Below are 12,788 nucleotides of genomic sequence, written 5' to 3' on the forward strand. Positions count from 1 at the left end.
CCCACCGGCCCCTCCGGTCAGGCGCGGGAGCGGTGGATGGCGTGCTCGGGGCGGTGGACGAGGGTGCCGCCGTCCAGGGCGACAGTCTGGCCGGTGATGCAGCGGGACTCGGCCGAGGCCAGGAAGGCCACCAGATCGGCCACGTCCTCGGGGGCGCAGGGCCAGGGCAGGAGGCGTTCGGCGGCCTTGTCGGCGAGCTGCTCCGGGGTGAGGGCGCGCTCGGCGGCGGCGGTCATGACCAGGGCGGGGGCGACGGCGTTGCAGCGGATGCCGCGGTCGCCGTACATGGTGGCGACGTAGCGGGTGAAGCCGACCAGGGCCGCCTTCGAGGTGCCGTACGCGGCGTGGTCCACGTCGCCGGTCAGGCCCGACACCGAGGACGTCAGGACGATCGCGCCGCCGTCGCGCATCACCGGGACGACGTGCTTGACCAGCAGCATCGCGCCCCGCAGGTTGACCTCCATCGTGCGGTCCCAGACGGCGGCGTCCATGGCGGTCAGGTCGCGGTCGCGGCCGTAGACGTCGCGGTCGAGGCAGGCGGCGTTGGAGTGCAGCACGTCCACCCGGCCGAAGGCGGCCACCAGCGCGGCCACCGACTCCTCCACCTGCTTCTCGTCCGACACGTCGCAGGTCAGCGCCATGGCGGCGCCGCCCCGGGCGCGTACGGCGGCGGCGGTGGCGCGGGCCGGGGCGGCGCGCAGGTCGAGCACGCCCACCCGGGCGCCCTCGGCGGCCAGCCGGGCCGCGCAGGCCGCGCCGATGCCCGACCCCGCCCCCGTCACCAGCGCCACCCGCCCGCCGAACCGGCCGTTCATGGTGCCGGCGGTCACCACTCCACCGCCAGCGCGCTCAGCCCGCGTCCCACCAGCGACCTGCGGTAGGCGACGGGCGCGTCCGGGGCGAGCCGCAGGCCGGGCAGGCGGCGCCCGAGGACGTCGAGCGCGGCGCGCAGTTGCAGGCGGCCGAGCGCCGCCCCGACGCAGAAGTGGATGCCGTACCCGAAGACCAGGTGGTCGGCGGCGTTGGGACGGTCGATCACGAACCGTTCCGGGTCGGGGAAGACGGTCTCGTCGTGCCCGGCGGAGTCGGTGGACAGCAGGACGAGCGAGCCCGCCGGGATCGTCACGCCGTGCAGGACGACGTCCTGGACGGCGTACCGGAAGGAGCCCAGCGAGGCGCCGTCGATCCGCATGCACTCCTCGACCGCCCCCGCGATCGAGGAGGGCGGCACCGGCCAGGCGTCCTCGCGCAGCAGCCGCAGGACGCTGTTGCCGAGCTGGTTGGGGACGGTGTCGTTGCCGCCGAGCAGGATCGTGGAGATCAGCTCGACGACCTCCCGATGGCTCAGCTCGTCGCCGATCAGCGAGGTCATCAGGGACGTGAAGTCGTCCCGCGGGTCCTTGGCGCGGGCGGCCACCAGGCGGTCGACGTAGTCGAGGTAGGCCAGGAAGCTGTCGGCCAGCTCAAGCTGGCGGGCGGGCGGCTGCGGCGACAGGAACAGCATGAACCAGTCCTTGACGTGCGCCTGCACGAACGCCTCGTCGGCCTCGGGCACGCCGATGAAGCGGGCGGTCAGCTTGACCGACGGCTCGTGCCCGATCTCGGCGACGAAGTCGGCCCGGCCCCTGGGGGCGACCCGGTCGAGGACGTCCTCGTTCAGCCGCCGGAAACGCTCCTCCATGGCGGCGACGGCCCGCGGCGTGAAGGCCCGGGAGACCGAGCGGCGCAGGCGGGTGTGGTCCGGCGGGTCCACGTTGGCCACGAAGCTGGACAGGAACGAGCCGTGCTCGCCCAGCTTGGCGCGGGTCTGCGGGGTGAGGCTGCGGGAGATCGTCAGCGACCCCTCGGAGGAGAAGCGGGCCGGGTCGCCGTACGCGGCGCGCACGTCGGCGTGGCGGGTCAGCACGTACGCGCCCAGATGCTCGCTGCGGAACACCGGCTGTGCGGCGCGCAGGCGGCGCAGGAAGTCGTACGGCGCGGCGACGTGCCAGTCGGCGGCGACGTCGAAGTCCTGCGCCGAGGCGGGGGTCGTCGCAGAGGTCATCGCAGGATCCTCCTGGGGTTGTCGACGAGCATCTGGTGGAGCTGGTCGCCGGTGACGCCGCGTCTGCGCAGTTCGGGCACGACGTCGCGGGAGATGTGCAGGAGGTGGTAGTTCGGGTGGCGCCGCCGTACGACGTCGGGGTCGAACCGGTCATTGAAACAGTACGAATCGTGACCCAGAACCATTTTTCCGGCGTGGCCGCGTTCGCACATCGCCGCCACCACCGCCACCCGGTCCTCGAACGAGCTGATCGTCTCGATGCCGAACCGGTCCATGCCCAGGTACGAGCCGCCCGCCACCAGCTCCTCCAGGTACGCCAGGTCGGTCGAGTCGCCCGCGTGCCCGATCACCACCCGTTCCAGGTCCACGCCGAGCGAGCCGAGCAGCCGCTGCTGCTCCAGCCCGCCCCTGGAGGCGCTGTGCGAGTGCGTGGTGATCGGCGCGCCGGTGGCCAGGTGGGCCTCGGCCACGGCCCGGAACACCCGCTCGCACCCCTTGGTCATCCCGAGGTGGTCGGAGGCGCATTTCAGCATGGCCGCCTTCACCCCGGTCCGCCCGATCCCCTCGGCGATGTCGCGGACGAAGAACTCGGCCAGCCGGTCCGGGCCGCCGAACAGCGACCCCGGCCCCCGGTTCCCGAAGTACGGCGGCAGCGCGTCGTAGGTGTAGAGCCCGGTGGCGGCCACGATGTTCACCGACGTCAGCTCGGCCACCCGCTGGACGGCCGGGACGTACCGGCCGAGCCCGACGACGGTCAGGTCGACGATGGTGTCGATCCCCTCGGCCTTGAGCGCGTCCAGCTTGGCCGCCGCCTCCCGGGCCCGCCGCTCCAGGTCCCAGCCCTCGGGGACGTCCGGCCAGTTCCACAGGATCTCCGGGCTGAGCCCGAACACGTGCTCGTGCATCAGCGTCGCCCCGAGGGCGGCGACCGGGCCCCTCACGGTCTCAGGCACGGGAACCTCTCGTGCTCGAAGGGCCGGTTGACCTCCAGGCCGAGCCCGTCGGTCTGCCGGTACGGCAGCCCGGTGTAGAGGGCGTCGGCGTCGAAGTAGGTGACGGTGAACGACAGGCGGGCGGCCTCGCGCCGGTTGGCGGGCGCGCCGTGCACGGTGAGCGCGTGGTGCACGGTGGCGTCCCCGGCCCGCAGGTCGAGCGGCGGGGACAGCTCCAGCTCCGCGATCCAGGGATGCTGGGTGAGCTGGTCGTCCCCGGCGCGGGTGAAGCTGCGCCCGAGCAGGCCGCAGCGGTGTGAGCCGCTGTAGAAGCGCAGCGACCCCATGTCGGCGGGAACGTCGGCGAGGGCCAGCCACACGGTCAGCATGGCCGAGCGGTCCATGGGCATCCACGGGAAGTCCTGGTGGAACTCGGTGGCGCCGTGCTCGCCCGGCTCCTTGACCAGCAGGTTGGTGACCTGCACGCGCACGGCCCGCACCCCGCCCAGCAGCCGTACGGCGTTGCGGCCCATGGCCGGGCTGGTGCTCAGCGCGCCGAACAGCTCGTCCTCGGCGGCGACGTCGCGGGACTGCCCGAAGGCCCGGTCGACCGGCGTGTCCCCGGCCCGGGTGCGCGACCGCAGGCGCTCGCGGGCCCGTTCGCGCAGCTCGCCGACCGTGTCGGGGGCGACCAGCCGGTCCAGGCGGACCCAGCCGTGCTCGCCGAAGAACGCCACCTCGTCGTCGGTCGCCTGGCGTACCGGGATCTCCATGGCCACCAGTGTGCCACTCCAAGCAAGCGCTTGGTAAGATCCGGGTCGAGGAGGATGCCGTGCGACGGTTCAGGTTCGGTGCGGTGCTGCGCGGGGCGCGGTCCGGCAAGGAGTGGGCCGAGCGGGCCAGGCGGCTGGAGGCGTCCGGCTTCGACGTGCTGCTGGTGCCCGACCACCTGGTCGGCCCGCGCTTCGCGCCCGTCGCGGCGCTGACGGCGGCGGCCTGCGCCACCACCCGGCTGCGCGTGGGCACGCTGGTGTTCGCCAACGACTTCCGGCACCCGGCCGTGCTGGCCAAGGAGGCCGCCACCCTGGACCTGCTCTCCGGCGGACGCCTGGAGCTGGGCCTCGGCACCGGCTGGATGGCCGACGAGTACGAACGGGCCGGGCTGCGGCTGGACCCGCCCGGCGTGCGCCTCGACCGGCTGCGCGAGGCCCTGGAGGTGATCAAGGGCCTGTGGGCCGGGGGCCCGCTGACGTACGAGGGCGCGCACTACCGCCTGGCCGGGCTGGCGCAGGAGCCCCGGCCGGTGCAGCGCCCGCGCCCGCCGATCCTGCTGGGCGGCGGCGGCCCCCGCATGCTCGCCCTGGCCGCCGAGCACGCCGACATCGTCAACCTCGGCACCCGCGTCAAGGCGGACGGCACCGGCCCCGACCCGCGCGACGCCGGGCCGCAGGCGTTCCTCGCCAAGCTGGCGCTGCTGCGGCGCAGCCCCCGCCACCACCTGCTGGAGATCGGCACCAGCGTGATGCAGGTGGGCGAGCGCAAGCCGGAGGAGTCGTGGAGCGCCGCCGACACCTCGCGGCTCGGCGACACGCCGCAGGTGCTGCTCGGCACCCGCCGCGACATCGTGGACCGGCTTCGCCACTGGCGCGACGCGCACGGCGTCTCCTACTTCGTGCTGCACCACGAGCGTGACCTGGCCGCCTTCACCCCTGTCGTCGAGGAGCTGGCGGCCCTGCCGGATGATGGACCTCATGGATGAGATGTTGTTGCTGAGGCACGGAGCCACCGAATGGAGCACGGCCGGCCGGCACACCGGCCGTACCGACCTGCCGTTGACGCCCGACGGGGAGGACCAGGCCAGGGCGCTGGCGCCGCTGGTCAAGGCGTCCGCGTTCGGGCTGGCGCTGGTCTCCCCCGCGCAGCGGGCCCGCCGTACGGCGGAGCTGGCCGGTTTGACGGACTACGAGGTCGACCCCGACCTGTGGGAGTGGGACTACGGCGGCTACGAGGGCATCACCACGCCGGACATCAGGAAGACCCGGCCCGGCTGGTACCTGTGGCGTGACGGCGTGATCCCCGGCGACGCCGAGCATCCCGGCGAGAGCGCCGCCGAGGTGGCCGCGCGCGCCGACCGGGTGATCGAGCGGGCCCGAGGGGTCGAGGGGCGGGTCGTACTGGTGGCGCACGGCCACTTCCTGCGCGTGCTGGCCGCCCGCTGGCTCGGCCTCGACCCGGCCGACGGCCGGCTGCTGCGGCTGGACACCGGCACCTACTCCCGCCTCGGCTTCGAGCACGCCGAACCGGTCCTGCTGAGCTGGAACTCACCGGTCGCCTGACCCGGGACGCCTGGGTCAGTCGCACCCGAGGGTGGCGGCGGCGTGGATCAGGTCCCGGACCAGGTCGCGGTCGCCCTCCGACGCGTGCGGGAAGGCGTCCGGGGGCCACCGGCCGGCCACCAGCCGGCAGAAGTCCACCGCGCCCGCCGAGATCAGCCCGGCGTCCCGGCCGGGGGCGCGCGAGAGCGGGACCGTCCAGGTGCCGCCCCCCGGCCCGGTCAGCACGACGGTGACCGAGACGTCGCGGCGCGGCCCCCTCAGCGCCCGGGGCAGCAGCGCCAGGCCGAACTCGGCGACCAGGCGCACGTGCCCGGCCCGGGGCGGCGCGGGCGGGCGGCCGGTCGCCGCCCTGATGTCGTCGGCGTGCGTCCAGGTCTCGAACGTGCGCTGCACCAGGGCCTGGCGCAGCGGCGCGCGGGCCGGGCGCACCCCCGCCAGCGCCACCTCCACCCCGAGCAGCACCTCCCCGGCCCTGGAGAGCCGTTCCAGCAACGCCCCGGCCTGCTCCCGCCAGCGCCGGCGCTCCCCCGCCGGCTCCCCCGCCCGCTCCCCCGCCCGCTCGCCCGCCCGCTCCCGGGCCGCGCCCGCGCCGGGCAGGCCCATGAAGCAGGCCACGGTGGCGTCGTTGGCGGCCAGGTGCCCGACCAGGTCGCGGACGGTGCCGTGCCGGGTGATCGGCGCGTCCCACTGGGACGGGCCCAGCTCGGCGAGCAGGTCGTCCATGAGCGCCACCTGCTCGGCGTACGGCACGGTCACGGACGCCACGCCCCCGGCGGCGGGCGCGCGCCGGCGGCGGGCCCCCGACAGCACGGCCGCGCGCAGCTCGGGCGGCGGCCCGGCCGGCGGGCGCCGCGGACCCGCGGGCGCGGCGGCGGCGCGCGGTTCCGGCTGCGCGGCGAGGGGATCGGCCTCGCCCCCGCCGTAGAGGTACGGGTCCGTCATGGCTGCCTCCGCAGCCGACGCTAACCCGGCCCCGGTCCCCGCGCCAGACGGCTGCCGGGAAACGGCGCGAGCAGGGTCTCGCGCCAGGGGCCTTCGAGGTAGCCGCGGGCCCGCCTGCCCCAGTCGAGCAGCCGGGAATCGGGCGCGACCTCGTCGTCGAGGCCGAGCGCGGCGTCGCGGGCCCGCTGGGTGGCCAGGTGGTCCTCCAGCGAGACGGCCCACATGGTGACGGCCTCGGTGTCGCAGAACAGCACCTCGTACAGGCCGGTCAGGGTGTGGCCGTGCTCGGCCAGCAGCGGGGCGCGCTCGGTGCGGACGGCCTCCAGGTAGTCCAGCGCGGCCCCGGGCCGGACGCGGGCGCTCTCGAAGAGGTAGAACTCGGCGGCGGGCGCCTCGGCGAGCGGCGGGCAGCCCGGCGCGGCGCCGAGCGGCCGGGAGAAGGCGGAGAAGCGCAGGTCGTCGATGTCGGACAGGAACAGGCGCTCGTCCACGCCCTGGTAGATGCCCATCATCTGGCGCCAGCCGCCGTCCCACCCGCCGTGGCAGTCCCACAGCGTGACGGCCTTGAACTGGGGGTGGCCGGTGATGCCCACGGCGTAGAAGGCGCCGACGAGGTCGATCTCGCGCGACCTGATGGACATGCCGGTGGTCAGGGCGGGCTCGGCGCGGCTCTCGTCCTCGCGTTTGTAGCGGGTCAGCCAGGTCAGGTACTCCAGCGGCCGCCTGGAGTTCATCGGCCGGAAGTCGACCTCTTCGAGCAGGTGGATCGCACGCCGCACCACGCCTCCTCTACCAAGCATTTGCTTGGCACGAGGATAGCGATCAGGTCAGCGCCTGGGAAGGCCGCGGCCCCCTGCCGGTCAGCCACTCCAGCACCCGGCGGTGCCCGGAGGCGGCGTCCTCGAAGTGGCCCCAGTGCCAGTAGCGCGGCTGGTCGCGCAGGCCGGTCACCCAGGTGCGGTAGGAGATGGCGGCGCCCGCGGGCGCCACGCCGTACGTGCGGACCACGACCTTGCCGCCCGGCGCGAGCAGCACGTCGTCGGCGATCGGGTACAGGTTCATCTGGTCGAGCATGACGACATCCTGACCGGCGGAAAGTCCCCGCCGGTTACGCCTCCGGCGCGCCCCCGTTACGGAAGCGCGCCGGAGGTGAACAGGCTGTTACACGAGAAGGCCGTCGAACTCGCCGTCCTTCGCGCCGAGCACCAGGGCCCGGATCTCGTCGCGGGTATAGATGAGAGCAGGGCCGTCGGGGAAGCGCGAGTTGCGGACCGCGATCCCTCCGTCGGGAAGCTCCGCGAGCTCCACGCAGTTGCCCTGCGAGTTGCTGTAGCGGCTCTTGCGCCAGGCGACCTGGGTGAGGTCGGCCGCGGGCATGCCGTTGTAGGTGTGGTTCATCTACATCTTTCTGAGAAGACCGCCGATGAGCTCGACGGTGCCCCCTGGCGTGGTGCTTTCCACGCACAGTTGCTCCATGGCGGTGAGGTACGGGTCGATGTCCTCACGTTTGTCCAGGTACAGGGCACCCCAGAGCTGCTCGACGTAGACAACGTCCGACAAATCGGACTCGGGAAACCGCAAGATGCTGAACGCGCCCCCCTCGGCGGCGTGCTTGCCGAACCTGAAGGGCATCACCTGGAGGGTGATGTTGGGCAGGGCGGCGACTTCCAGCAGATGCTGGAGCTGCTCGGACATGACCTCTCGCCCGCCGATGGTCCGCTTGAGCGCCGCCTCGTCGATGACGGCCCACAGCTTGGGGCCGTCCTTCTGGGTGAAGCGCTCCTGGCGCTGCATGCGCATGTGCACGCGGCGCTCGATCTTGTCCGGACTCGCGTCGGGGTTGCCGAGCTGGAAGACCGATCGCGCGTACGAGGCCGTCTGCAGCAGGCCGGGCACGAACTGCACCTCATAGGTGCGGATCACGCTCGCGGCCTCCTCCAGGCCCACGTACGTCGTGAACCACGAGGGCAGCTCGGCGGAGTACTTGTGCCACCACCCGGGGGTGTTGGCCTCGCGGACCATCTCCAGCAGGGCACGGCGTTCGGCATCGTCGACGACGCCGTACAGGGTGAGCAGGTCCTCCACGTCACGTGTCTTGAACCCGACACGCCCGAGCTCCATACGGCTGATCTTGGACTCGGACGCCCGGATGTGGAACCCGGCCTGGCCGCGGTCGAGCCCGGAGGCCTCGCGCAGGCGCCTGAGGCTCGCACCCAGCATGATGCGCCGAACGGTCGAGCCGGAGCCGGGCGGATCAATGGACACGTGCTGCTCCTTGTGTCGTTTCCTTGAAGACACAGTCTGTCACTTGGCGGCCGAAAGATCATGGGCCGCGGACAAGATCCCCTTTCCCCCATATTGACCACTTGAGGAGAACCGTAGCGGTTGCACGAGTTGTCTGCACGTGCATTCGCTCTTGCACCTGCACGAGAGATTGCCGCAGAATGATCACGTGCAATCCACCACCGCGCCCGGCCAGTGGACCACGTTCGACTGGTGGCCGCCCGTCGGCTGGTGGCCGGAGGCGGCTCGCGATCTCCTGGTGACCGGCCCGTCCGCGAGCGCCACGTACGTGCTCCCGCCCACCGCCTCCTCGGTCCATTCCGCGCGCAGCTTCACCACGGGGACACTGTCCGGCTGGGGGCTCGGCGAGCTGGTCGAGAACATGGAACTGGTGGTCTCCGAGCTGGCCACCAACGCCCTGCGCCACGGCCTGCGCCTCGACGAGCCCCACTGCCAGCGCCCGGTCCACATGTCCCTGGTGCGCCGCGGCTCGCTCGTCACCAGCGCGTTCACCGATCCCGGCACCTCGGTGCCCGTGCTGCGATACCCTGGCCCCCTTGACACCGGCGGCCTGGGTCTCCACATCGTCGAATCACTCAGCCTCCGCTGGGGGTGGTCGGCACTCGCGCCCCACGGCAAGATCGTCTGGGCAGTCCTCTCCTGACGGAGGGGTGCTCTGCACTACCGTGGATGGTCATGGCTCACGGTGAGTCCCACGCGACCCCATGAGAGTGCTGACAGATGGAAGATCACCTGCTCGGCTGGCTGCGCACACTAGACGAAAACCGGCTTGCCCGCATCCTGGCCAACAGGCCCGACGCCATCGCGCCGCCCTGGCCCCGCAGGCTCGACACGCTGGCCCAGCGCCTGGGCAACGGCTTCGCCGTCATGGAGGCCATGCGGGGGCTGCCGCTGCCCGCCCTGCAACTGGCCGAGGCGGGCCTGACCATGAGCCGGCCGACGCCCGAGGGGCTGGCCGCCTTCCTCGGCGTCCCGGGCGAGACGGTGGCCCCCTGGCTCGACCATCTGTACGACCACGCGCTGGCCTGGCCCGACGCCGACGGCGTGATCCATCTGGCCGAGGGCGTGGCGCGCTGGTGGGCGGCCCCGCTCGGCCTGGGCGAGCCGCTGGAGCACTACCTCAACTCCTGGACGATCAGCAACGACGCCCTGCGCGCCCTGGCCCGCGTGCTCGGCCTGCCCGCCCACGGCAACAAGCGGCGCACGATCGCCCGCGTCATCGAGCTGCTGTCCGACCCCGGCCGCCTCGACCGGCTGACGGCCACCGCCCCCGACGGCACGCTCGCGCTGCTCGGCCGCCTCGCCTGGGACGGCCCGGCCCGCGACGTCGACGGCGGCCGGTTCGTCACCCCCGGCACGCCGGAGAAGTGGTGCGCCGACCACGGCCTGCTGTTCCGCCCGAGCTGGCACGTCGCCGAGATCCCCCGCGAGGTGGCGCTGTGCCTGCGCGGCCCCGGCTACCATCCGCCGTTCCAGCCCGAGGCGCCCGAGGTGGCCTCGATCCCGGTCGACCCCGAGGAGGTCGACCACCTGATGACGCTGGCCGCGCCGCACGTGGTCGAGCGCTGCGCGGCCCTGCTCGACAACACCTCCAAGACCCCGCTGCCGCTGCTCAAGACCGGCGGCGTGGGCGTGCGCGAGGTCCGCAGGGTCGCCAAGGAGACCGGCTGCGACGAGGACGAGACCCGCCTGCTGCTGGAGGTCTGCGCGGTGGCCAGGCTGCTGGCCTGGGACGAGCAGTCGGGCGGCATGATCCCCACCGAGCGCTTCGACCGCTGGCGGCTCGACGAGGGCTCGGCCCGGCTGCGGGTGCTGCTGTCGGCGTGGTGGCGGATGGAGCGCTCGTCCCTGCGCAAGGTCGACGGCAAGTACGCCACCGTGCTCGGCGACGACCCCTCGGGCAGCGCGGTGGCCAGGGTGCGCAGGGCCGTGCTGGCGGCGCTGGCCCATCTGCCGGCCGGCACCGCCTTCGCCGACCGCGACAGCCTCGTGCGCAACGTCCACTGGCACGCCCCGCTGCTCGACCAGGCGCTGCTGGCCGAGTGCGCGCCGGCCGTGCTGGAGGAGGCCACGCTGCTCGGCCTGCTGGCCAACGGCGCGCTCACCGACCTCGGCCGCGCCCTGGCCGGGCTGACCGCCGACCCCGGCGACGAGAACGACGACGCCGTCCCGCAGGTCGAGCACGATCCGGTGCTGGCCGAGGCGTCCACCAGGGCGCTGGCCAGCGTGCGCAGGAGCGCGCTGTTCGGGCCCGACCTCACCGCCGTGGTGACCGGACCGCCGTCGGCCGAGCTGGCGGCGCTGCTCGACCGGGTGGCCGAGCGGGAGTCGCGCGGCGCGGCCTCGGTGTGGCGCTTCACCATCGAGAGCGTGCGCGGCGCGCTCGACCACGGCTACGACGCCGACGAGCTGCTCGACGAGCTGGCCACGGTCGGCACGATCCCGCAGCCCCTTGAGTACCTGGTGCGCGACACCGCGCGCCGGCACGGCGAGGTGACGGTCTCCACGGTCGGCTGCGTGGTGCAGGCCGGCGACACCGCGCTGCTCGCCGAGATCGCCGGGCACCGGCGGCTGGCCCGGCTGGGCCTGCGGCTGCTGGCCCCCACGGTGCTGATCAGCGCGGCGCCGGCCGAGCGCACGCTGGCCGCCCTGCGCGAGAACGGCTACTCCCCCGTGCCCGTCTCCGACACCGGCGAGATCACCATCCACCGGGCCAGGGCCGAGGAGCCGCACAACGGCAAGCTGATCCTGCTGCCCGGCGGGCAGGTGGCCGAGCTGTCGGAGTTCACGCCCGGCTCCGAGCCGCACGCGCCGTACGTGATCGCCGAGCCGGCCCCCGACCCGCACGAGCACGCCCGCCGCCTGGTCGCGGCCGGCCGGGACGAGTCCGGCAAGCACGGCCGCACCTGGGCGATCATCGGCAGGATGGCCACCAGGCTGCCGACCGCCCAGCAGTCGCTGCTCGGCTTCGTCGTCGACCGGGGGGTGCGGGCCGGCATCACGCTGGCCGACGGCCTGACGGCCACGATCAGCCACGGCGAGCTGCGCGCCGGGGCGCTCGACGCCTGGTGCGAGGAGGCGGGCGACTACCTGGAGTTCCCGCTCGCCGAGATCGTCGAGGTGCGCGGGGCCTACTGAAGCTTCTTGGCCTTCTTCAGGTTCGACACCAGCTCCTCCAGGAACGTGGCGTAGCCCTGGTAGCTGAAGGGGGCCTCGGCGCGCCACGGGTAGAACTGGCCCGCCTTGACCGCCGGGAGCTTGGCGAAGGTCGGCTTCTTCAGCATCTCCTCGGGCTTGAGCGACTGGGTGCGGGTGTCGTAGAGGATCACGTCGGCGTCGTAGGTGTCGGCGTTCTCCCAGCTCAGGGTCTGGAAGAAGCCGCCGTCGTCCACCTTCGCGGGCTTGACGATGTTCAGGCCGTTCTCGGTGAGATGCACGATGTCGGGGTACTCGGGCGGGTTGACGACCCACATGGCGTCGGCGCCGCCGGACATCATGAGGATCTTGAGGTCCTTGAAGGCGGCCAGCGCCTTGGTCGCGGCCTCCATGCGGGCCTTGGCCTCGGGCACGCCCTGGAGGTCGGCGCCGAGTGACCTGGCCAGTTCCTCGTACTTGCCGATCACCTGGGTGGCGCTGCGGCCGGTGAGCATGACGCCGGCGGTGGGGGCGACCTGCTCGATGGTCTCCTTCGACTTCGCCGGCACGTACCACAGGTCGCCCTTGACGTACATGCTGCTGACCAGCAGGTCGGGCTGGAGGGAGATGTACTTCTCGACGTTGAACTCGTCCCAGACGTTGCCCAGGCCCTCGACCTTGGCGATGTCGACGTTGCCGACCTGGGGGTCCCTGGATCCGTCGGCGAGCTTGTGCGGGCCGAAGACGGCGACCGGGCGCACGCCGAAGTCCCACAGCGCGGCGGCGGCGCCCACCTGGGCCACCACCCGGGACGGGCGTGCGGGCAGGTCCAGCTTCTTGTCGCGGTCGTCGGTGAACGTCCAGCCCTGGGCGGCGGTGGCGGCGGGCGCGGCGGAGGCGCTCGCGCCGCCGTCGCCCGCCGCCCGGGTGCCGCCGCCGCAGGCCGACAGTGTCAGGGCCGCCGCGAGCCCTGCCGTGGCGGCCAGGAAGCCTCTGCGCGCGAGTACCGGTCCCGACATGTCCATCTCCTAAGGTTAGGCTTGCCTTCTTACGGAGACATTAGATTAGCCTTGCCTAAGTTTGACCGCTACGAGA

14 protein-coding genes are annotated in these 12,788 nt (G+C 73.1%); 4 read left to right on the plus strand and 10 right to left on the minus strand.

Annotation, left to right across the window (positions count from 1 at the left end):
* Window positions 1-17 precede the first annotated feature (17 nt).
* From ACIBQ8_RS49730 to ACIBQ8_RS49745, 4 genes are read right to left on the minus strand one after another with little or no spacing between them, the layout of a single operon-like run.
* Complete coding sequence (locus ACIBQ8_RS49730; protein WP_397170977.1) at window positions 18-830, minus strand: SDR family NAD(P)-dependent oxidoreductase; 813 nt, start codon at window positions 828-830, stop codon at window positions 18-20.
* The gene (locus tag ACIBQ8_RS49735) at window positions 827-2,044 is read right to left on the minus strand and encodes a cytochrome P450 (protein ID WP_397195714.1); all 1,218 of its coding nucleotides are present in this window, start codon (window positions 2,042-2,044) and stop codon (window positions 827-829) included. The genes ACIBQ8_RS49730 and ACIBQ8_RS49735 overlap by 4 nt, the downstream gene beginning before the upstream one ends.
* Window positions 2,041-2,997, minus strand: a complete 957-nt coding sequence (locus ACIBQ8_RS49740) for a phosphotriesterase (protein ID WP_397195715.1) — start codon at window positions 2,995-2,997, stop codon at window positions 2,041-2,043. The genes ACIBQ8_RS49735 and ACIBQ8_RS49740 overlap by 4 nt, the downstream gene beginning before the upstream one ends.
* A complete protein-coding gene (locus ACIBQ8_RS49745) occupies window positions 2,982-3,749 on the minus strand; it encodes a phytanoyl-CoA dioxygenase family protein (protein ID WP_397170973.1) in 768 nt (255 codons plus the stop codon). The genes ACIBQ8_RS49740 and ACIBQ8_RS49745 overlap by 16 nt, the downstream gene beginning before the upstream one ends.
* Window positions 3,750-3,808: 59 nt before the next feature.
* Between ACIBQ8_RS49745 and ACIBQ8_RS49750 the strand changes: the two genes are divergently transcribed.
* Both ACIBQ8_RS49750 and ACIBQ8_RS49755 read left to right on the plus strand, forming a co-directional pair.
* Window positions 3,809-4,735 (plus strand): TIGR03621 family F420-dependent LLM class oxidoreductase, encoded by a 927-nt coding sequence (locus ACIBQ8_RS49750; RefSeq protein ID WP_397170971.1) that lies wholly within the window; start codon window positions 3,809-3,811, stop codon window positions 4,733-4,735.
* Window positions 4,728-5,312: a histidine phosphatase family protein gene (locus tag ACIBQ8_RS49755; RefSeq protein ID WP_397195716.1), complete on the plus strand. Its 585-nt coding sequence runs from the start codon at window positions 4,728-4,730 to the stop codon at window positions 5,310-5,312. Before ACIBQ8_RS49750 ends, ACIBQ8_RS49755 begins: the two co-directional genes overlap by 8 nt.
* Window positions 5,313-5,327: 15 nt before the next feature.
* On the opposite strand, the gene ACIBQ8_RS49760 is transcribed toward ACIBQ8_RS49755, so the two are convergent.
* The 5 genes from ACIBQ8_RS49760 to ACIBQ8_RS49780 form a co-directional block, all read right to left on the minus strand.
* Window positions 5,328-6,254 (minus strand): maleylpyruvate isomerase family mycothiol-dependent enzyme, encoded by a 927-nt coding sequence (locus tag ACIBQ8_RS49760; protein WP_397195717.1) that lies wholly within the window; start codon window positions 6,252-6,254, stop codon window positions 5,328-5,330.
* Window positions 6,255-6,274: 20 nt separating this feature from the next.
* Window positions 6,275-7,033 (minus strand): hypothetical protein, encoded by a 759-nt coding sequence (locus ACIBQ8_RS49765; RefSeq protein ID WP_397195718.1) that lies wholly within the window; start codon window positions 7,031-7,033, stop codon window positions 6,275-6,277.
* Between the two features lie 43 nt (window positions 7,034-7,076).
* A complete protein-coding gene (locus tag ACIBQ8_RS49770; RefSeq protein WP_352353565.1) occupies window positions 7,077-7,328 on the minus strand; it encodes a hypothetical protein in 252 nt (83 codons plus the stop codon).
* 87 nt (window positions 7,329-7,415) lie between these two features.
* Complete coding sequence (locus ACIBQ8_RS49775) at window positions 7,416-7,652, minus strand: DUF397 domain-containing protein (protein ID WP_352323675.1); 237 nt, start codon at window positions 7,650-7,652, stop codon at window positions 7,416-7,418.
* A complete protein-coding gene (locus ACIBQ8_RS49780; protein WP_352323686.1) occupies window positions 7,653-8,474 on the minus strand; it encodes a helix-turn-helix transcriptional regulator in 822 nt (273 codons plus the stop codon).
* 232 nt (window positions 8,475-8,706) lie between these two features.
* Between ACIBQ8_RS49780 and ACIBQ8_RS49785 the strand changes: the two genes are divergently transcribed.
* Together ACIBQ8_RS49785 and ACIBQ8_RS49790 are read left to right on the plus strand one after the other, a co-directional pair.
* Window positions 8,707-9,201, plus strand: coding sequence for an ATP-binding protein (locus ACIBQ8_RS49785; protein WP_352353567.1), 495 nt, complete (start codon window positions 8,707-8,709; stop codon window positions 9,199-9,201).
* A 77-nt stretch (window positions 9,202-9,278) separates the two neighbouring features.
* The gene (locus tag ACIBQ8_RS49790) at window positions 9,279-11,696 is read left to right on the plus strand and encodes a helicase-associated domain-containing protein (protein ID WP_397195719.1); all 2,418 of its coding nucleotides are present in this window, start codon (window positions 9,279-9,281) and stop codon (window positions 11,694-11,696) included.
* On the opposite strand, the gene ACIBQ8_RS49795 is transcribed toward ACIBQ8_RS49790, so the two are convergent.
* A complete protein-coding gene (locus ACIBQ8_RS49795) occupies window positions 11,690-12,712 on the minus strand; it encodes an ABC transporter substrate-binding protein (RefSeq protein ID WP_397195721.1) in 1,023 nt (340 codons plus the stop codon). The two genes, ACIBQ8_RS49790 and ACIBQ8_RS49795, sit on opposite strands and share 7 nt — an antisense overlap.
* Between the last annotated feature and the right edge of the window lie 76 nt (window positions 12,713-12,788).

Source organism: Nonomuraea sp. NPDC049646 (genome assembly GCF_044465525.1).
Lineage (GTDB): Bacteria > Actinomycetota > Actinomycetes > Streptosporangiales > Streptosporangiaceae > Nonomuraea.